Genomic DNA, 21,166 nt, shown 5'->3' with positions numbered 1-21,166 from the left:
CTATGTATGTAACCTAGTGTCTCACGAGCAGCTTTAACTTTTTGGGTACTTTATCGTTCTCCAATTCATGAAACTTTCGCTTATCAGCCTTTTTTGTCTCCTAATTTCTCTTAGCTATTCTCAGGGACAAGAAGTTATTCTGAAGCTTACGCCTAGCACTAAACCGGTTCACAATAAAGATTATCAGTTTGAAGAGGTTTTAGATACCCGACTGAAAAAGACTATTGGGCAGATTTATGATTCGGATCGAAATAAGCGTAACGCTAGTTTCAATGGAAAGCTAGCCCAGCAAGCACTTACTCTTTATCAATCTAGGATAAACCCTACGCCTAATCCTTCATTTAAATTTCAGGTAAAAATCTATAAGCTTGAAATGAAGGAAATCTATCAAGCAGCACAAAGAGGCTACAAAGGTGAAGTCCAGCTAAGCTTGGGATTTTATTTAGTGGATGAAAATAAGCTAATTAATTTGGTGGACTTCACTAGTAAAGCTGAATATGGCAGACCTGCAAATCAGATGCAAAACGTTGAAATTTCCATTCAGAATCTTTTTGAAAATAGCTGGGAATACTTTGACGAATGGCTCAACACCCAATATTCCAGCAATAGGTTGCTTGCAAAGAGTGTACGTCTGAATATTCTCGATATAAAAAGGAAAAGTACTAAGGACACGGTTTTTTATGATCCTAAACGACCATTGACATGGGCGGACTTTACCGAAGCACCCCCAAACAAGAGCGCCTTCAATGCGACGATTTTTAGCAGTTTGTCCATTGCAGGTAATGCTTCGATACATAATGGAGAGATAGTGCAAAATATTGAAGTCAAGGTATATATGCTTCCAGGTCAATCTTGGGTAAAATCGGCTAATGACTATGCGAATAACCATGAGCAACGACATTTTGATTTGACCAGAATTGCTGCTGATCGTATGATCCAGCGATTAAAAAGCGTAGAATTTGAACCGAAGCTATTCGAAGCAACGCTTAATGACATCTACTTGGATGCATATCGGGAGATGAATAGGTTTCAAGATGCGTACGACGATCAAACCAACAATGGCATAAATAAGGGAATACAATCAGATTGGAATCAGGCCATTAGAAAAGCATTACTGGGGGATATGGAGAGCTTGGATGAGTTACTTAAATAGCGATATGTGTGATGGTTGTAGGTAATCATTCTCAGTTTTCAGTGACAGTTTTCAGACACATAAGCCCCGCCGCTGGTCGTGTCACAAGAACTGTCACAATAAAAAAAGACTTCACCGCGCCACCGTTCGTGTCACACGAACGGTTTCAAATAAGATAAGAGTCTCTCTCCACTTTTCCTGTCTCATGAAAAATATCAATAGATTAGAAAACTGCGATCTCTGCGTAAAACTCTGTGCCGCTCTGCGGTTAAAAAAGTTATTACTTAAAATTTCAGCACTCAATTTGCATTTTCTCAGTCACGTCCTATCTTTGCCAACGATAATGGAAAACAACAATAGAAATATTGATTTTTTAGCAACTGCACACCAAGGCAACTTGGTGCACCATTTCCATCATTCCTCCTGAGGAATATTTTTACACACCCGGTGAAGCCGATGATAGGGATTCCGCTTTTCGCCAACATTTACTATAACATTTTACTTCTTAGCGTAACTTACGACCATGGAAAAAATTATCCGTATTGCTGTGCAGAAAAGCGGCAGACTATCAGACGATTCACTTAGCCTCATCAAAGAATGTGGTATCAAATTTTATAATGGAACGGGCAAACTCAAGTCAACTTCCACCAATTTCCCAATTGAATTCCTCTTTCTCCGAGACGACGATATCCCAGGATATGTAGCTGATGGAGTAGCCGATCTTGGTATTGTGGGCCAGAATGAAGTTGTAGAGAAAGACAAGAATGTCACTACGATGAAGGCTCTTGGATTCTCCAAATGCAGACTATCACTTGCGGTAGCCAAAGGCCAAGCGTATGAAGGAGTACAATTTTTCGAAGGAAAAAGCATTGCAACTTCTTACCCAAAAATCCTTGGCGATTACCTCAAAAGCCAAAATATTAATGCAGAAATCCACGAAATCTCAGGCTCCGTTGAGATCGCTCCTAGCATAGGTTTGGCAGAAGGTATCTGTGATATCGTAAGCTCTGGCTCTACATTGATGATGAATGGCTTGAAGGAAGTAGAGGAGATTTTTAAATCCGAAGCTGTTTTAATAGCTCATAACGAGCTTCCTGATTGGAAAAGGGAAATCGCAGAAAGATTACTCTTTAGAATAAATGCTGTTCAGGCTGGAAAGAGCAGCAAGTATGTACTACTCAACGCCCCAAATGAATCCATAGAGAAGATCACCAGCCTGATTCCAGGAATGAGAAGCCCTACTATTTTGCCTTTGGCGCAGGAGGGTTGGTCTTCGGTACATTCGGTATTGAATGAAGATACTTTCTGGGAAAATATTGAGGAACTCAGAGCTGCCGGAGCAGAAGGTATCTTAGTCGTTCCAATTGAAAAGATGATTCTGTAATTCATACAAACTAGTTGCACATACCTAGAATAGCATTCTAATGAAAATCCTGGACAATCCTAGTAAGGAAACTTGGGCGAAAAAGTTGGCTCGACCAACTTTTAAAACCAAGCAGATTAATAAAATCGTAAAACCTATCCTTAGGAAAGTGAAAAGAAATGGCGACAAAGCCCTTTTCAAATTCGCTTTGGAATACGATCATGTGGAGTTGGAATCACTGTTCCCAACGGAATTAGAGATCCAATCAGCGGCAGCTGCTATATCGCCAGAATTGAAAGAAGCGATCCAAGTTGCGAAAACTAATATTGAACGGTTTCACAGGGCTCAGGAAACTCCTGAACTGGTTGATGAAGTGATGCCCGGAGTAGTTTGTAGCAGGAAAAGTGTCCCAATTCAAAAGGTTGGTTTATACATTCCTGGTGGGACTGCACCATTATTCAGTACTGTATTGATGCTTGGAATCCCTGCTATACTAGCTGGATGTAAGGAAATCGTGCTTTGTTCACCTCCCAACAAAGAAGGTAAAATCCACCCTGCGATTCTATACACTGCCAGTTTGGTTGGTATTACCAAAATCGTAAAGGCAGGTGGAGCTCAGGCTATAGCTGCAATGACTTTTGGAACAGAAAGTGTCCCAAAAGTTGATAAGATCTTTGGCCCTGGAAACCAATTTGTGACAGCAGCAAAACAAACTGCTACTAAACATGGAGTGGCCATAGACATGCCGGCTGGCCCATCAGAGTTGTTGGTTTATGCGGATAATTCTGCCAACGCAGCTTTTGTGGCGGCCGATCTACTTTCTCAGGCTGAGCATGGAGTGGATAGTCAGGTTATTTTGGTTACTGATTCTGAGCAATTTGCAAAGCAAGTAATCATAGAAATCGAAGAACAACTGGAAGATCTTCCTAGAAAGGATATTGCAAAAAAAGCTTTGTCCAACTCTAGAGCTGTACTCATGAATAGTGCTGAAAAGGCAATTGAATTGATTAATTTCTATGCGCCTGAGCACTTGATAATAAGTGTTAGAGAGGAAGAATCGGCTGTTAATTCCATCTATAATGCTGGATCTGTCTTTATCGGCAACTTCACTCCTGAATCTGCCGGCGATTATGCCTCTGGTACAAATCACACGTTGCCAACTTATGGTTATGCCAGGAATTACAGCGGCGTGTCTCTAGACAGTTTTGTAAAGAAAATTACCTATCAAAAAATCTCTCCAGAAGGATTGAAGAATTTAGGGCCCACGATAGAAATCATGGCAGAAAATGAGCTGCTAGATGGGCATAAAAACGCCGTATCAATACGCCTCAACTACCTCAAAAATCAGAAAAAATGAAGTTTGACTTAACTCCACTACTTCGGCCACATATTGTTAACCTTCTGCCGTATACATCCGCTCGTGATGAATACACCGGAAAGGAGGGAATATTCCTAGATGCTAATGAAAATCCGTACGGATCTGTCACAGATGAGGATTATAATCGATACCCAGACCCTTATCAGCATGAGCTGAAAGCAGAAATCGCTGAAATCAAACAAGTGAAACCTTCCCAGATATTCTTGGGAAATGGCTCAGATGAAGCAATTGACCTGCTTTTCAGAGCTTTTTGTAATCCAGGAAAAGACAATGTTATACTCCTACCTCCTACTTATGGAATGTATGAAGTGAGTGCAGGAATCAATGACGTGGAAACTCGTAAGATTCCTCTTACAGCAGACTTCCAGCTTCAACCTAATCTTATTTTACAAGCTGTAGATGAAAACACAAAGATCATCTTCGTCTGCTCACCTAACAACCCTAGTGGAAATAAGGTAGATAGAGAAGATATATTGAAACTTTTACAGGAATTTAATGGCCTTGTAGTTGTAGATGAGGCCTATATTGACTTCAGTGACGAGCCGAGTTTTACAACACTTTTAAATGAGTATAAGAATCTGTTGGTGATGCAGACATTTTCCAAGGCTTGGGGACTTGCTTCACTTAGACTTGGGATGGCTTTTGCCAGCAAGGATATGATCAAGATCCTTAATAGGATCAAGCCTCCGTACAATATATCTGGACTGACACAGCAGACAGTATTAGCTGCACTCAAGAATGTAGATAAAGTCAATGCGATGATCGCTGATATACTTCAAGAACGTGATTACTTAAGAAATGAACTCGCAAAGCTTGATTATGTAGAAAAAATTCATCCTTCTCATGCTAATTTCTTGTTAGTGAAAATGCCAAATGCAAGTCACGTGTATGATGATCTGATCGAAGAAAAAATTATCGTCAGAAACAGAGCTAAAGTTCAACTTTGTGAAGAATGCTTGAGAATCACTGTTGGGACAAGAACTGAAAATACAGCGTTTATCCAAGCGCTTAAAAAAATCTATACCGAAAGCTTCAACCTATAACCCATGCAAAAGAAAGTTCTTTTTATCGATAGAGATGGTACAATCATCAAAGAACCACCTACTGACTTTCAAGTAGATAGCCTTGAGAAGCTAGAGTTTTTGCCGAAGGCTATTTCCAATCTTAGAAAGATTGCCGAAGAATTGGATTTTGAATTGGTCATGGTGACTAATCAAGACGGTTTGGGGACAGACTCCTTTCCTGAGAACACCTTTTGGCCAGCACAATATAAGATGTTGAAAACATTGGAGCAGGAGAATATTTTCTTTACTGAAATCCTTGTTGATTCAACTTTTGAGCATGAGAATGCGCCAACACGTAAGCCACAAACTGGCCTGTTGACCAAGTACTTTTCAGAAGAATATGATTTGGCGAATTCATATGTGATTGGCGATCGACTGACTGATGTGAAACTTGCCGAAAACCTTGGCGCAAAAGCAATATTTATAGGTGAACCAACTGATAGAGCTTCTTTGAGCACTACGGATTGGGATGAGATCTATGAGTTCTTGAAAATGCCTCCTAGATTGGCGGAAGTAAGGCGGATAACTTCTGAGACCGATATCTATATCAAGTTAAACTTGGATGGAAACGGGCATTGTGATATCAAAACAGGCTTACATTTCTTTGATCACATGCTAGAGCAACTCGGTAAGCATGGAAGCACAGACCTTGAGATTAAAGTAAATGGTGATTTGCATATAGATGAGCATCACACGATAGAAGATACAGCTTTGGCTCTTGGTGAAGCTTATTTGAAGGCTTTGGGAGATAAAAAAGGCATCTACCGCTACGGTTTTCTTTTGCCGATGGATGATGTATTGGCACAAGTTGCGATCGACTTTGGTGGAAGACCTTGGATCGTCTGGGATGCCGAATTCAAGCGCGAGAAAGTAGGCGATATGCCAACAGAGATGTTCTATCATTTCTTCAAATCTTTCTCAGATACAGCTAAATGCAATCTGAATATAAAAGCTGAAGGAGCTAATGAGCATCACAAAATTGAAGCAATGTTCAAAGCCCTAGCGAGATCAATTAAAATGGCTGTAATGCGTGATCCTAGAAATATCAATCAACTTCCAAGCACGAAGGGAGTTCTTTAGAAGTCAATAGATTAAGTCCTTTGCAATTTACGAAAAGGGTATTTATGAAAATTTCGTAGGGATTAGGAAAATAACATTAGATTTATTTTTCCTAATCCCTACTTTTTTGTTCATTTAGTCATGAAACGACTTTTACGTACATTCACTATTCTTTTATTAGTCTGCATTAGCAGCTCCTGCTCAAGTAGCATTCAGAAAATTGAGCATCTTTTCAATGAGCAGAAATATGAGGATGCCATCTCTGACCTAAATCAATACTTATTTTTTCATGTCACAGATGTAAAGGCACTTCACCTCCGCGCGCGTTCCTATGAGGAGATCGGCGAACTGGAGAAGTCCAAAGCAGACTATGAGCGAATTATTTTAATTGATGATCAGTATGCCCAGGCATATGCAGGATTAGGTAAGTTACTATTTGATCAAAAGGACTATATAAATGCCGAGCTGAAACTTCTTCGGGCAGCCATGCTTGATTCCGAAGATTTTAATATTTTATATCTCCTTGGTAGAACCATGATCATGACCGAGAAGTACAAAAAGGCGGAGGAATTTCTTCGAATGGCAACGAAATTGGATCCTGACTACGCTAAAGCTTATTACTACACAGGCATGGCCTTGGCATTTCAAGGAGATGCTTTGGGATGCGCAGGCTCCTTCAATGCCTATGTCAGTCGAGAGCCAGATAACCTAGTAGGAATTTATAACCGAGGTTTCGCTTACATGAGAGCTGGATATATAGAGTGGGCATTAGAAGACTTTGATGCAGTGCTCAAAGAAAAGCCAAACCACATAGAAGCAATGGCCCAAAAAGGTATATGTATGACATATTTGGGAGATTCTAAAGGCTGTGAGCTAATTCAAACTGCTGCTAAGAAAGGCAGTGAGCTCGCAAAAGCACAACTGGAAAACTGCTTTACCTAAGCCAAACAAGTGGCAATTGCACGCTTGTAATTTGCCAAAGCTTCTATTGAAATATCCAGAAATAAGTAAGGTTCAATCAGCTCCAACTCCATCAAGAAAAATTCACCTGCGCAGTCAACACCATCCACACGTGCGTAAAGTGTATCTTTCCCAAAATTATCCATCAATTTTTGACAAGAGTCAAGCATTTTCAATGATGGCTCCACTGATTTAATTGTCCCTCCAAAATAGTGTTGTACTCTGAAATCTTCATTTGCTGGTGTCTTGAGAACTGCATGGGAGAATTCTCCATTGAAAAAAATAAGTGAGTACTCACCTACTTCTTGCACCTCATTGACAAAAGGCTGAACGAGGTATGCTTCTTCATCTACCAAAGCTTGCACCTGATTAGCATAGTTTCCCCAATCTTTCTTTACAATCTTTAACGTGTTTTTGGCACCACCACTTACTAACGGCTTGACTACCAATATTTCGGAAGAGATCTTTTTGAAAATAGCGGAAGCGGAAATTACCGTTCCTTTTTCCAAAATATGTCCAGAAATAACTGGAAATCCCTTGGACTCAATTTGCAGCAAATACCTTTTCGATGAGTTCCATTCCAGCGTATCCAAGCTATTCAACACTGGAATTCCTAATTCACGAATAGTTGCAAGCCATAATTTGAACTCCTCATAATAGTCAAAATAATCCCAAGTAGATTTGATGAGCAAAGAGCTGAAGCTAGACCAATCCACCGTAGAATCTGACCAAGCTACGATTTGATGAGATATGCCAAGTTCATGTAGAATTGTAGAAAGTATGAGGTTTTCGTCAGTAGTATTGGTGTCGTAAGCACCTTTCGAAAAGTAACTAACTATTGCTATATGTTGCGCCATTCTATATTTTTTATGTAAAGCTATACTTTAACCAAAATTATCAATCTCAATTCTTCTAAAATCGGTCTTTAGCGTTACTTTTGGCATTTATTAAAATTATGACTCACCGCAAACTCGTCTTAATTCCAACTTTCAATGAGAAAGAAAACATCGTGGAGATGATCCATGCCGTGATGGCTTTGGATGGTGGATTTGAACTTTTGGTGATTGATGACGGAAGTCCAGACGGAACCGGAAGCTTGGTAAAAAGTCAACAGGTAGCCTTTCCGGGCAGACTACATCTAATCGAACGTGAAGGGAAATTAGGTTTGGGTACCGCCTACATTACAGGTTTTAAATGGGCTTTGGAGAGAGATTATGATTACATCTTCGAAATGGATGCGGACTTCTCTCACAATCCAAATGATCTCATAAAATTATATCAAGCTTGTGCAAATGAAGGTTTTGATCTGGCAATTGGATCACGGTACATCACCGGAGTAAATGTGGTAAATTGGCCGATGGGCAGAGTTTTGATGTCTTATTTCGCCAGTGTATATGTGAAGTTTATCACAGGATTACCTGTAAAAGATGCCACAGCAGGCTTCAAATGCTATCATAAATCCGTTCTCGCCGGGATCAAATTGGACGAAGTACGATTCGTTGGTTATGCATTCCAGATTGAGATGAAGTTCACTTCTTGGAAGCTAGGATTCAAGATTGTAGAAATCCCCATCATCTTCACGGATCGCACGAAAGGGACATCTAAAATGAGCCCTGGTATTTTTAAAGAAGCTGGATTTGGTGTGGTGTCCATGAAAATTAAGAGCATTTTCATCCCGTATCAACTTAATCGAAGCGGATTGACCGAATAGGATCCACTCTGGAAATCACCATTACAGGAATAATTAAAACGGCCGCCGTCAGTATCACGATTCCTATGTTTATTAAGATAAATGCAGGCCAGTTCCAATCTATGGGCACATAACTCATGTAATAGCTCGCCGCATCGAGAGGAATTAACTTAAATTGATCTTGCAGAAAGCCAATCCCTAAGCCTAGTACATTTCCGATTACTATTCCTCTCATCAAGATATTTATTCCGTTCCAAAAGAAGATTCTCTGGATCTGAACATTGCTAGATCCCAAGGCTTTAAGTAGTCCTATCATTTGAGTACGCTCCATGATCAGAATAAACAGAATCGCTCCCATATTGAAGATTGCCACAAAGCCAATCAAACCTATGAATACATAGACGTTATTATCCAAAAGCTTCAGCCAATCGAAGATCTCTACGAATTTATCCTCACTACTAATCAACTTTAGATCATAATCCATATACTCCTCTATTTCTGGAGAATATGAAGAAATTTTAGTAAAATCATCCACAAAAATCTCCATTCCACCGATCTGATCCTTCGTCCAGTTATTCAGATTCCTTATGGTCTGTAGCTCTCCTATTATGATCTTTTCATCGAAGTTCTCTAGATACGTTTGAAAAATGCCGACAACTTCCACTCGCCTATATCTTGGCGGATCTTGTACAAAGTAGAGTGTTATTTTATCACCCACTTTTAGCAAGAGCTTATTTGCAATAAACTGGCTTAGCATCACTTCATTACTTATTCCTTCGTCGGGAACATGAATCATCCGGCCGTCAATCACATACTTTTTGAAGCTAAGCGTATCAAAATCCTGACCCACACCTTTCATCAGCACACCTTCTACTTCATCCTCTCCTTTGATTAATGCAGCCTTGTGAGCAAATGACTGTACTTTTGTAATGAAAGGGAGTTCCTGATAGGTTTTACTAAAGTCAGAATTCAGCGAAAAAGGAGCCTCTTCGAATGCATTGCTCATCGTAAATCGCTGTACCTGATAATGTCCAGTGAATCCGTAAACTTTTTCCGAAACGGTACTCTGAAAACCTCCCAAAACCATAAAGGAAACGAGCGATACGGCCAGACCCAAGGCGAGACTTCCTACTGCGATTTTGTGAATAGTGGCCGAAAATCCACCAGCTTTCTTAAAACTGATTCTTTTGGCGATGAAATAGGAAAGGTTCAAAGGACTGCTTTAATTTGTTCAATTAGACCGCAAAATAGCATGAAGCAAACGAAACTTTCGCCCTTTATTTACTTTTTGAGTGTAGCACTCATAATTCTGCTTAATTCCATCTCCACTTTGGCTAGGCAAGGAACTCCCCTGCCAGGTGCCGAGCGCCCAGAGCTGTATCTCAAGCAACTTGAAGGAAAAAAAATTGGAATTGTTGCCAACCAAACTAGTATTCTGACTCAAAGTGACAATAAGCATGTTGTCGACTTTCTCCTGGAAAAAGGTGTGCAAGTGAAAAAAGTATTTGTGCCAGAACATGGATTTCGTGGGCAGGCTGATGCAGGAGAGAAAGTCGACAATAGCGTAGATTCCAAAACTGGCTTGCCAATAATATCCCTTTACGGAAATAATAAAAAGCCAAAGCCTGAACAAATTCAAGAGCTGGATATCCTAATTTTCGATTTACAAGACGTTGGCGCTCGCTTTTTCACCTACATCAGCACGATGCATTACTTGATGGAGGCGGCTGCAGAAAATGGCAAAAAAGTAATCATCTTCGATAGACCCAATCCAAATGGTAATTACATCGCTGGGCCTGTTCGTCAAAAAGGCTATGAAAGTTTTGTAGGAATGCATCCCATCCCTGTCGTTCACGGATTGACTGTAGGTGAGCTGGCGCAAATGATCAATGGAGAGAAATGGTTGAAAGGTGGACTTACAGTAGATTTGAAGGTGATTCCAGTAGGAAATTGGGATCATCAAAAACCCTATAATTTACCTGTAAAGCCTTCTCCAAACTTGCCAAATGATCTATCCGTCAAACTTTATCCTAGCACTTGCTTTTTCGAAGGGACCATCGTTTCTCTAGGTCGAGGCACCCAATTTCCTTTTCAGGTATATGGCTACCCAGATCCAAAATTCGGTGATTTCACGTTCACTCCGGTCAGTATTGATGGGATGTCTAAAACGCCGCCTCTACAGGACAAGAAATGCTATGGAGTGGATCTCCGAAAGGAATTATTGACGCATGAATTTACTTTGAAATACCTTCTGGACGCCTACCAAAAATCCGGTAAGGGTCAGGCTTTTTTCAATAATTTCTTCAATACACTTGCTGGAACGGACCAATTGAAAAAGATGATTATGGAAGGGAAAACCGAGGCGGAAATCACTGCAAGTTGGGAAGCTGACTTGAATAAATACAGAGTACTTCGTAAGCAATACTTAATCTATAATTGAGACTTAGACTGAGAGTGCATATCCTATATCTTTCCTCAAATCTCATTTTATCCTTACCATGAAGAAGAATCTTAGAATCATATACATGGGTACGCCGGAGTTCGCTGTGCCTGCTTTAGAGTTATTAGTGGAAAATGGCTGGAATATCGTCGGAGTGATTACCGCCCCAGACAAACCCAAGGGTCGTGGCCAAAAGTTAATCCCTTCACCAGTGAAGGAAGCTGCACTAAAATTAAACTTGAACATCCTTCAGCCTACCAATCTGAAATCTCCAGAATTCCAAGAGGAGCTTCGGGCTTTAGCAGCTGATTTGCAGATCGTGGTAGCTTTCCGAATGCTGCCAGAGTCAGTTTGGAATATGCCGAAACTAGGCACATTCAATCTTCACGCTTCTCTTTTGCCAAACTATAGAGGTGCTGCGCCGATCAATTGGGCTATCATCAATGGCGATAAAGAAACTGGAGTGACCACTTTTTTCCTAAAGCATGAAATCGATACTGGAAGCATTATCTATCAGGAAAATGTTGCGATCCTAGATGAAGATGATTTAGGTTCTGTGTATGATAAACTGATGACTATGGGCTCAAAGCTTGTTGTCAAAACGGTCGAAGACATCGCTGCTGATACCGTACTAGCCTTACCTCAGGATGAATCAAAAGCGCTACATCATGCTCCAAAGATTTTCAAAGAAACAGGTGAAATCAATTGGGATAATTCTGCAGAATCCATTCATAATTTGGTTCGTGGACTTTCTCCCTATCCTGCGGCATGGACAAGATTTGATGATAAGATTTGCAAAATCTTCAAGACCAAATTTTTCCCCGACCAAAAAAGTAAAAAGGCAATAGGTGAACTAGAGACTGACAATAAAACATATTTGAAAGTTCAAACAGGAAAAGGAGTTTTGGAGATTTTAGAACTTCAACTTGAAGGAAAAAAACGAATGAAGGTCGATGATTTACTTAGAGGATATAAATTCTCTTAAATCAACCGGGATATTTAAGTGGCAATAATTTCGTTTTTAGTCTGATTTTTAAGAACTTATGGATATTATTTAAACATATTTTTAAAATTATATCTATGAAAAATCTTAGAAATTACGTTATCCCATTGTTTTTCTTAGTCCTGATCTCATTTTCAGCAGAGGCTCAATTCATTAAAAAAATCCAAAATGCCGCCAATCGAGGTATAGAAAATGCATTAGAGAGAAAAGTAGAGCAGGAAGCCACCAAATTCACTGAGCATCAGCTAGAAAAGTTGTTTGCTGATATGTATGGAGGCAGTGATGGTGCGACTGCAAGTGGTATCGATATGAGCGCAATCATGAAAGGTATGGGAGAACCAGTTGACACTGAATCCTCATATGACTTCTTCGGACATATTGTACTTGAAATGAATAGTACAGATGAAAAAGGCAAGAAAGCTGACCCCGTTTTATTAAAATCTTATCTGGCTAAATCTACTGAGTATACAGGAATGGAACTGGTAGACCCCAAAAATAAAGGAGCTGTTACTTCAATGGTTTTTGACATGAAAAATAAAGCTTCAATAATTTTTCTAGACAACAAAGGTCAGAAATCTAGTTTTGCCTATAAGATGGATTTTGACGCTGTTAATGAAACTCTTGAAGATGAAATAATCTCCGATGTCGATGATATGGATGTCACCATAGAAAAAACTGGTAATACAAAAGAAATTCTAGGATATCAATGTGAGGAATATCATGTGAAGAATGAAGATGGCGAAGGGTATTATTGGATCACAGATGAGCCAATTGGAGGATTTTCATCTTTCTGGAGCACCAATAGTCCAATGATGACTTCAAAGGCTCAGGCTAAGTATGCTGAGCGATTCAAGAATATGCCAAAAGGAAACTTTATGGAGCTTACCTACACCTCTACAGAATCTGGAATCATCGAGATGAAAGTGGTAGAAATCAATGAAAATTCTGCTAATTCACTTACCATGGCTGAATATCCAAACCTAATGACGGCCGGAGCAAAGAATTAATTTTTCAGCCGAACGATCTAAAAAAAATTAAAGTGAATGGAACAGAAGTAATTCTGTTCCATTTTATTTTTTCAACAGTTCATGACTAGTATCTTCAAGGCAAATAATCTGTGATAATGAAAATCTCTTTGATAGCGGCAGTTGCCGAAAATAATGTAATTGGGAAGGACAATGAAATGGTTTGGAGGTTACCTGACGATTTCAAAAGATTTAAAGCACTTACCAGCAATCATTTTATCCTGATGGGAAGAAAGTCATTTGAGTCTTTAGACGGATTGCTTCCCAATAGAACTCATGTCGTTATCACTAGGAACAAAAACTATTCAATGCCAGAGGGACACTTTGTGTTTCACAGTTTGGAAGAAGGATTGGCATTTTGTGAATCAAAAAATGTGGATCACCTTTATGTAATAGGCGGTGGAGAAATTTACAAAGAAGCATTGCCTCATGCACATCAGATGCAACTCACTGAGGTAAATGCTTCTCCAGAAGGGGACGCCTTTTTTCCAGAATTTGACAAGTCGAATTGGAAAACATCATTTTCAGAACACCATCCGGCAGATGAGCGACATGAGTATTCATTCACGTATGTAGATTACGAAAGAATTTAAAAGAACATGGCTAAGAAAGTAATATGGATCACTGGCGCTTCATCAGGAATCGGTGAAGCTACGGCCTATAAATTCGTGAAAGAGGGATATCAGGTCATTCTATCGGCTCGAAATCAAGAAGCTCTTGAGCAAGTTAAAGCTGACAGTGCACATCCGCATGACTGCAAAGTACTTCCGCTCGATTTGATAGATCAGGCTTCTTTCGAAGAAAAAGTTAAGGAAGCTATCGCTGCTTTTGGGCATATAGATATAATACTTCACAATGGTGGCATCAGTCAGCGATCTCTTATCAAGGACACGCCATTAGAAGTGGATCGCAAATTGATGGAAGTGAATTTCTTTGGCACTGTAGCCCTTACCAAGGCGCTTCTCCCCCATTTCATAGCTAGAAAATCTGGCCAGTTCGGCGTAATTTCATCCTTGGTAGGGAAATTTGGATCACCTTATCGATCAAGCTATGCTGCTGCCAAGCATGCACTACATGGCTTCTTCGAATCACTTAGGTTAGAGCATTTCGAGGATAATATTTCCGTCACGATGATTTGTCCAGGATTTATTAAAACAGATGTATCCAAAAACGCATTGACTGCTGACGGAACTCCACTCAATGAAATGGACAAAGCGCAGGAAAATGGAATGAGTGCTGAGGATTGCGCTAAGGAGATTTTCAATGCGCTCATAAAAAAGAAAGAAGAAGTTTATATAGGTGGAAAAGAAACGATGGGGATTTATTTAAAACGATTTGTCCCAACAATTTTCACGAAGATTCTTCTAAAATCAGAAGTAAGGTAAGCCTATCAAATCGCCTGTCCTTGAAGCTTTACACAGCCAATTGACAAGAACATTTGCGAGATTTCTTACGAAAGCTAAGTGGATGACCATATAAAATCAGATATAAACAGATGAAAGTAGTCAGAGCTGAGATCATAGCCATAGGAGACGAGTTGCTCTATGGACAGATAGTGGATACAAACAGTCATTGGATCAGCCAAGAGCTAGATTTGATGGGCGTGAAAGTAGTTCGGAAAACGACTGTAGGTGATGATAGAAAGGATATTCTAGCAGCTTTCGCTTCAGCAGAAGCTAGAGCTGACATAATTTTGATTACTGGTGGTCTTGGCCCTACACAGGATGACCTCACCAAGCCACTGATGGCGGAATATTTCAGCTGTGCTATCGTGGAAAATACCGCAGCTGTAGAGGCTGTGACAGAGTTCTTTCGCAAGCGCGGAAGAGAAATGACACCATTAAACTTGCTACAAGGTCACTTACCTGCTTGCTGCACTTACGTTCCAAATGAAGTGGGAACAGCTCCAGGAATGTGGTTTGAGCGCAACGGAACCTATTGGATGTCTATGCCTGGAGTACCGCATGAGATGAAAAAACTTATGACAGACTTCGTTTTGCCAAAACTCCCAACACTTTTCCCACTTCCGGTTATTGTCCATAGAATGATCAAAACCGTAGGAATTGGTGAAAGCTGGCTGGCTGACTTGATTAGACTTTGGGAAGATGCACTTCCTTCCACCATTAGATTGGCATATTTACCATCTTTAGGGCATGTCAAACTTAGACTTACAGGATTTGGAACGGAAAAAACTGAAATCGAAAATGCCATTCAACAACAAATTGATTTAGTCTTACCGAGTATTGAAAAATACGTATATGGGTACGATTCAGAGTCATTGGAAACTGCTATAGGAAAACTTTTGACCGAAAGTCACAAAACAGTTGCTTTGGCAGAAAGCTGCTCTGGCGGGTATATTTCTCATTTGATTACCAGTATATCGGGCAGTAGTTCGTATTTTCAAGGAGCGGTAATTCCTTACCAGAACCAATTCAAGGAAGAAATTATCCATGTAAAGAATCATACATTGACCTCAAAAGGAGCAGTAAGTGAAGAAACGGTGCTAGAGATGGCAACTGGAGTTCGCAAATTATTCAAGGCCGACTTTGGTTTGGCTAGTAGCGGAGTAGCTGGGCCAACTGGAGGAACAGAAGAAAAACCAGTGGGCACCATCTGGATAGCTTGCACTGGAGATGGTTTTCAAGAGACGAAGAAGCTTCAGTTAACTCAGGATAGGATGTTGAACATTCAACTGACGGCAGTTGCGGTTTTGAATTTGCTAAGAATTTGTATTTTAGAGAAATGACGAATAATATTTCTATTGAAAGGTTTGGGATCGAGTTTTTTAAAATTTAATTTTAAATCTTGAAAATAAACCCAATAAATCATTAAATCATAACCATGGCGATTGTAGAAATGCTTATGCCCAAAATGGGCGAGAGTATCACAGAAGGTACAGTACTGACCTGGCTAAAAAACGAAGGTGACATCATCGAGCAGGATGAATCTGTATTAGAAGTTGCTACCGATAAGGTGGATACGGAAGTACCCTCAACCCACGCAGGGGTTTTGAAGAAAATACTTGCGAAAGAAGGAGATGTGATCGCTGTAGGGGCTCCTATTGCGATTATTGAAACAGCTGCTGAAAACAACGCTGTACCCAATACTAGTGCAGATACAAGTACGAAAAAAGAAGAATTAGTAAATCTAGCTCCTGAAAATAATGCTGCATTACTCAGTTCTGATGAAACTAAAGAATCTAACGACTCAGGAGATGATCGTTTCTATTCGCCATTAGTATTGAGTATTGCAAAGGAAGAGGGTATTTCTAAAGCCGAACTTACTAAAGTTGTTGGTTCTGGAAAAGACGCTCGAGTGACTAAACAGGATATGCTGAATTACCTAGCAGCAAAAAACGACTCAGTTAAGCAGGTTACAACTCCTATTCCTTCAATTTCTGCACCAAAAATACCAGTCAGTATTTCTGGCTCCGATGAGATCATAGAAATGGATCGTATGCGCAAGATGATTGCACATCGAATGATAGAGTCTAAGCGAATCTCAGCCCATGTCACTTCCTTCGTAGAAACAGATATGACAAATATTGTGCTGTGGAGAGAGCGAAACAAGCTTGAGTATAAAGCTAAGTTTGGGGAATCTATCACGTATACTCCTTTCTTTATTGAAGCAGTTGCAAAAGCAATTCGTGACTTCCCAATGATAAATATTTCTGTAGATGGGGAAAGAATTATCAGAAAAAATGAAATAAACGTAGGTATGGCTGTAGCTCTACCAAGTGGTAATTTGATCGTCCCAGTTATACGAAATGCGGACCAGTTGAATCTCGTAGGAATTTCTAAAAAAGTAAACGAACTGGCCAATCTCGCCAGAACCAATAAGCTAAGTCCAGATCATTTGTCAGGAGGGACCTATACGGTATCTAATGTGGGCTCTTTTGGGAATGTAATGGGTACACCTATTATTCCTCAGCCTCAGGTAGCAATAATGGCTGTAGGAGCTATCATTAAGAAACCTGCGGTAATAGAAACTCCTACTGGTGACGTGATCGCTATCAGACATAAAATGTTCCTATCCCACTCTTATGATCACCGGGTAGTAGACGGCTCCCTTGGAGGAAGGTTTGTCAAGAGGGTCTCAGATTATTTGGAAGCATTTGATATTAACACGCCATTATAAATACAAAGCCGGTCAATCGACCGGTTTTTTTTTGGACTAGTTAGACCTTACTTCCGGACTTAGGTTTCAATGAATATTTCTGAATCATTTCTGCGAGCCCAAGCAATCTAATTGGTTTATTGAGGTAGTCATTCATTCCTGCTGCTATCGCTTTCTTCTGATCTTCATCGAAAACATTTGCGGATAAGCCGATAATGAAAACTTCATTACCATTTTTCAATTCCCTTATAGCAATTGAAGCCTCCAGTCCATTCAAAATTGGCATTTGCACATCCATAAGAATTATGTCATAGTCGTTTTGACCAGCCATTTCAAGTGCTTCTTTGCCATTTCTCGCTACCTGAAAAGCATATCCCAACTGCCCAAGCATCAAAGTCATTAGCTGCAGATTAAGGTCATTATCTTCAGCCAAAAGAATGTTAGCAGGATACTCCTTTGCCATACCATTCCAATTCGTTCGATTCGGCTTCTCACTTGAAGGCAGTACCATACCTAAGTCAGGAGCTTTCTTTAGGATTACTGAAAACTCAAACACAGAGCCTTTTCCCAGTTCCGAAGAAATAGTCAGTTCCCCTCCCATCAGTTCCACAACCTTCTTGGCGATAGCCAAGCCCAATCCAGTACCTTGATACGTTCTAGTATTGGAACTTTCTACTTGATAAAATGGGTCTGTAAGTTTGAGGATCTCGTCTGCTGGTATGCCTATACCACTATCTTCTACACTACAACGCAGATAATATATATCACCAGAAATGTTTTCCAAACCAAGCTTCACCGAGACTATTCCTCCATTTGACGTGAACTTTACTGCGTTTCCCACAAGATTAAGAATCACTTGATTAATCTTTTTCACATCCCCCTCCATCCATTCCTTAGTTCTTGGCTCATAGCTAGTCTTCAGGACTATTCCATTCTTTTGAGCTAAACCATAAAAAATCTGAATCTGCTTGCTCAATTCATCGGCAGGGCAAAATACGGACATGTTGAGATCAATTTTACCAGCTTCTATTTTCGAATAATCAAGAATATCCTTGATAATAGCCAACAATGAATTACCTGAATTTTTGATAATATCAAGGTATTCAAGCTGGCCTGGATTAAGGTCTGTTTGGTCCAGAAGATCAATAATACCGAGTAGACCATTCATCGGCGTTCTTATTTCATGACTCATATTGGCCAAGAATTCAGATTTTGCCCTACTCGCTTGATCCGCTGAGTTCATAGCTTCTACAAGTCCTTTCTCCCAAATACGCTGACTAGTGGTGTCTTTGGCAATAGACATCATTCGATTGGCGTCTAAAGGAAAAAAACGCACCTCAAAATATTGACTTTCATGACCTGAAAGAACGCTCAAATCTACTGTCTGTATTTGCTCTGTTTTTCTAGCCAAGTTAAAGGCAAACTGCGTTTGCTCACGTTGATTTATTGGAACCAAATCAAAAAGCGAAGCCCCAATCATTGAGTGTCCTAAAGATTTCAGAAACTTTTGATCCCGAATGTGGGAATCCAGAACTATTCCGTCATTAGCATAGGTGAAAATAATATCAGGTATGTTGTCGATTAGATTTTGAAGTCGCTTCCCGCTTTCAATCAGCTCCTGCTTTCTTTCAAATTGACTAGTGACATCAGTACAAATTCCAAGTCCTCCATTGTACCTTCCTAACTCATCAAAGACTAGTTTTTCGAAAATTTTAAGTCTAACTTTTTTTCCATCTGGTTTTACAAAGTCAAACTCCATATCGACGAAAGTTTTATTCTGGCTGAGCGCATCCTGCACCATATTTATTACTTTCTCTACATCTTCATGCTTAACCTCGCTTTTAAATGCCTCCAAATAAGCTGATTTGGGATGTCCCAATATTTGCTCCACCTCATCACTAACCCTGGTAATCTCACCTTTGTAATTATGAAAGAAAACAAAGCCCCGAAGCTCTTTCAGCAAGATGTTTTGCTGATCAAATAATTCTGAAATCTCCTCCCCACTTTCTTCCAACAGCTTCTGAGACTTCATTCTGTTTTGCAATGAAAGTGTGAAAAAAACTACTGTTCCAATCAGTAAAAAAACAAAACCGGAGAATAAAAACAGATAAGTGCTGTAAATCCCACTGGTGAGTTCGGACTCTACAAGGAAGAGTATTGACGCATTTTCATAGAAATCACCAAAATCAAAAGGATATTGTGCTAGGACACCAGTGCCCATAGCAGTTCCTTTCTTCCAATCAACTTCATATACACCCATTACGCCAATGGAAACATCATTATGAATTTGTTGGTAAGAGGCTTCATCTATTTCTAGTTGGGATTCACCTTCCATATTTTGATCCAAATTCCGCAACTCATCTCCTAGCATCAGAAGCTTATTACCACCTTTATTTAGGTAAAAATGAGTGACAAAATCACGGGTAAACCTGACAGGATTTAAAGAAAAAACGAGTTCGAAACCTGTTCCTTTACCATTTGAGTAATATTTATAATCAAATCTGTCTTTTTTAGGAAATCCATCAGTGGATTTTTTTCGGATGAAGTCATTTCTCTCTGTCCTAGTTAAAAAAATAGTGGAGTCCTGAAGATTTACCCAAACCGTATCGATTAGACCTGGGTAGTCACTGAAGACTCTCCTAACCGCTTTGGTCAAATCATCTCTATAATCATCCGCATCCAAATCCTCATCCTCTAGATAATCTATCAAGTTCTCAGCATTGACTTCAAATCTATCTGTGGCAATCTCAATCTCTGTAGCCGCAAGTTCAGTTTGCTTCCTTAGAAACCTCTTTTTAGAATTAGTCTCTGCATCAGTGATAGTGATAAAAAAACTAAATCCTAAAATGATCACCAAGATCACTAAGCAACTCCCGCCAATAATCGTTAGCCATAAATCTTTGCGATATCCAATCCCATTATTCATTAAGATCTGATATCAAGTTTAATTAGATACCAATCCAGAAGAGAAAAAGGAACTGCATAAGCTGCCTCTGGGCTAAACTCATCCTGAAATAGATAGTGTGATTTCTTCTCCAAAATAATCGCCTTAGCCATCATTCTCACCTCATTATTCTTACTATTGAATAGATTAAAATTCGAAATACGGAAATTATCAGCATTGATAGTCTCTCTATACACGTGATTCAGCAAGGGCGGAAAACTCAACGCTTCAATCGCTGAAGCATTACCTCCCACTATATCTCCTTTATTATTGACTATTAAAAAATCTCCTTCTAAATCCTCTAGATATCTTTTGATAAGGTCATCGACAGTAATATCAATGCCTAAAACACCCAATAAATCCCCTTGCTCAAAAACTGGATGCACCAAAGATAGGATCCATCCCCTGCCTGCTGGGTCCACATATACCTCAGATATCCATACAGGGCCACGTGATGGATTATGTTTTAAGTCTGCTTCATAAAAGAAGTTGAAATTCGTCACATCTAGATCAGGGTCGAGCAAATTCGTGACATCGTATGCTGGGAAAACACGTGACACTTGATCCACAGTATTGATATACACCTGAGCAACGATACTATACTTTTCGTAGGTATGTTTGAAAAAAGAATCCATACTGTTCGTGACTAAAGCAGTTTCCATTGATTTTTCAAAATCAGTGGTGCTGTTCAAAATCACTAACGTACTTAATTTATCAGAATCCTGAGGCGTATTGGTAGAAAGCCCACCTTTAAAAATATACTTGTTGACATCCGCTAGTTTCAGTAAACTATCTCTATTAGCTAAAAGAAATTCAACTTGATCTTTTAGGAAAACTATTTCCTGATCCAATTGTGTAAGCTCCGATTCCATCTCCAATATGATGGACCTATCAATAACCAAGCTACTATCAATTCCGCTTTTGGAAGATGGCTCACAAGAGCTGAAAAAAAGCAAAATCGGGTAAATCCAAAGAATTGATAACTTCATGCA

18 protein-coding genes are annotated in these 21,166 nt (G+C 39.7%); 14 read left to right on the top strand and 4 right to left on the bottom strand.

Features of this window, described 5'->3' with window-relative positions:
* The first annotated feature begins 67 nt into the window (after window positions 1-67).
* The 6 genes from BVH02_RS14915 to BVH02_RS14890 all read left to right on the top strand — a co-directional run bounded on the left by BVH02_RS14915 (window position 68) and on the right by BVH02_RS14890 (window position 6,938).
* A complete protein-coding gene (locus BVH02_RS14915; RefSeq protein ID WP_086502267.1) occupies window positions 68-1,153 on the top strand; it encodes a DUF922 domain-containing protein in 1,086 nt (361 codons plus the stop codon).
* Window positions 1,154-1,655: 502 nt separating this feature from the next.
* Window positions 1,656-2,516: an ATP phosphoribosyltransferase gene (hisG, locus tag BVH02_RS14910; protein ID WP_086502266.1), complete on the top strand. Its 861-nt coding sequence runs from the start codon at window positions 1,656-1,658 to the stop codon at window positions 2,514-2,516.
* A gap of 40 nt (window positions 2,517-2,556) precedes the next feature.
* A complete protein-coding gene (gene hisD / locus BVH02_RS14905; RefSeq protein ID WP_086502265.1) occupies window positions 2,557-3,852 on the top strand; it encodes a histidinol dehydrogenase in 1,296 nt (431 codons plus the stop codon).
* Window positions 3,849-4,916, top strand: coding sequence for a histidinol-phosphate transaminase (hisC, locus tag BVH02_RS14900; protein ID WP_086502264.1), 1,068 nt, complete (start codon window positions 3,849-3,851; stop codon window positions 4,914-4,916). Before hisD ends, hisC begins: the two co-directional genes overlap by 4 nt.
* A gap of 3 nt (window positions 4,917-4,919) precedes the next feature.
* A complete protein-coding gene (gene hisB / locus BVH02_RS14895; protein WP_086502263.1) occupies window positions 4,920-6,017 on the top strand; it encodes a bifunctional histidinol-phosphatase/imidazoleglycerol-phosphate dehydratase HisB in 1,098 nt (365 codons plus the stop codon).
* A 120-nt stretch (window positions 6,018-6,137) separates the two neighbouring features.
* Complete coding sequence (locus BVH02_RS14890; protein ID WP_086502262.1) at window positions 6,138-6,938, top strand: tetratricopeptide repeat protein; 801 nt, start codon at window positions 6,138-6,140, stop codon at window positions 6,936-6,938.
* Here BVH02_RS14890 and BVH02_RS14885 read toward each other — a convergent pair.
* Window positions 6,935-7,813: an ATP-grasp domain-containing protein gene (locus BVH02_RS14885; protein WP_086502261.1), complete on the bottom strand. Its 879-nt coding sequence runs from the start codon at window positions 7,811-7,813 to the stop codon at window positions 6,935-6,937. The genes BVH02_RS14890 and BVH02_RS14885 overlap by 4 nt on opposite strands.
* A gap of 98 nt (window positions 7,814-7,911) precedes the next feature.
* On the opposite strand from BVH02_RS14885, the gene BVH02_RS14880 reads away from it, so the two are divergent.
* Window positions 7,912-8,667: a polyprenol monophosphomannose synthase gene (locus BVH02_RS14880; protein ID WP_086502260.1), complete on the top strand. Its 756-nt coding sequence runs from the start codon at window positions 7,912-7,914 to the stop codon at window positions 8,665-8,667.
* On the opposite strand, the gene BVH02_RS14875 is transcribed toward BVH02_RS14880, so the two are convergent.
* Window positions 8,642-9,859 carry an ABC transporter permease gene (locus tag BVH02_RS14875; protein WP_086502259.1) on the bottom strand — a complete coding sequence of 406 codons (1,218 nt, stop codon included), beginning with the start codon at window positions 9,857-9,859 and terminating at the stop codon, window positions 8,642-8,644. The two genes, BVH02_RS14880 and BVH02_RS14875, sit on opposite strands and share 26 nt — an antisense overlap.
* A 39-nt stretch (window positions 9,860-9,898) precedes the next feature.
* On the opposite strand from BVH02_RS14875, the gene BVH02_RS14870 reads away from it, so the two are divergent.
* The 7 genes from BVH02_RS14870 to BVH02_RS14840 all read left to right on the top strand — a co-directional run bounded on the left by BVH02_RS14870 (window position 9,899) and on the right by BVH02_RS14840 (window position 17,251).
* Window positions 9,899-11,086 carry an exo-beta-N-acetylmuramidase NamZ family protein gene (locus BVH02_RS14870; protein ID WP_086502258.1) on the top strand — a complete coding sequence of 396 codons (1,188 nt, stop codon included), beginning with the start codon at window positions 9,899-9,901 and terminating at the stop codon, window positions 11,084-11,086.
* 58 nt (window positions 11,087-11,144) lie between these two features.
* The gene (fmt, locus tag BVH02_RS14865; protein ID WP_086502257.1) at window positions 11,145-12,071 is read left to right on the top strand and encodes a methionyl-tRNA formyltransferase; all 927 of its coding nucleotides are present in this window, start codon (window positions 11,145-11,147) and stop codon (window positions 12,069-12,071) included.
* A 95-nt stretch (window positions 12,072-12,166) separates the two neighbouring features.
* A complete protein-coding gene (locus tag BVH02_RS14860; protein WP_086502256.1) occupies window positions 12,167-13,096 on the top strand; it encodes a DUF4412 domain-containing protein in 930 nt (309 codons plus the stop codon).
* A 116-nt stretch (window positions 13,097-13,212) separates the two neighbouring features.
* Entirely contained in the window at window positions 13,213-13,707 is a 495-nt protein-coding gene (locus tag BVH02_RS14855; protein ID WP_086502255.1) for a dihydrofolate reductase, read from the top strand.
* A 6-nt stretch (window positions 13,708-13,713) separates the two neighbouring features.
* Window positions 13,714-14,499 (top strand): SDR family oxidoreductase, encoded by a 786-nt coding sequence (locus tag BVH02_RS14850; protein ID WP_086502254.1) that lies wholly within the window; start codon window positions 13,714-13,716, stop codon window positions 14,497-14,499.
* Between the two features lie 110 nt (window positions 14,500-14,609).
* Entirely contained in the window at window positions 14,610-15,860 is a 1,251-nt protein-coding gene (locus BVH02_RS14845) for a competence/damage-inducible protein A (RefSeq protein WP_086502253.1), read from the top strand.
* Between the two features lie 95 nt (window positions 15,861-15,955).
* Window positions 15,956-17,251, top strand: coding sequence for a dihydrolipoamide acetyltransferase family protein (locus BVH02_RS14840; RefSeq protein WP_086502252.1), 1,296 nt, complete (start codon window positions 15,956-15,958; stop codon window positions 17,249-17,251).
* Window positions 17,252-17,291: 40 nt separating this feature from the next.
* On the opposite strand, the gene BVH02_RS14835 is transcribed toward BVH02_RS14840, so the two are convergent.
* On the bottom strand, window positions 17,292-20,156 hold the full coding sequence (locus BVH02_RS14835; protein ID WP_086502251.1) for a PAS domain-containing hybrid sensor histidine kinase/response regulator: 2,865 nt from the start codon (window positions 20,154-20,156) through the stop codon (window positions 17,292-17,294).
* Window positions 20,156-21,163 (bottom strand): PDC sensor domain-containing protein, encoded by a 1,008-nt coding sequence (locus BVH02_RS14830; protein WP_086502250.1) that lies wholly within the window; start codon window positions 21,161-21,163, stop codon window positions 20,156-20,158. The genes BVH02_RS14835 and BVH02_RS14830 overlap by 1 nt, the downstream gene beginning before the upstream one ends.
* Window positions 21,164-21,166 lie beyond the last annotated feature (3 nt).

The sequence above is a fragment of the Algoriphagus ratkowskyi genome, from assembly GCF_002150505.1.
GTDB lineage: Bacteria > Bacteroidota > Bacteroidia > Cytophagales > Cyclobacteriaceae > Algoriphagus > Algoriphagus ratkowskyi.
This window is presented reverse-complemented; position numbering and strand designations above follow the sequence as displayed.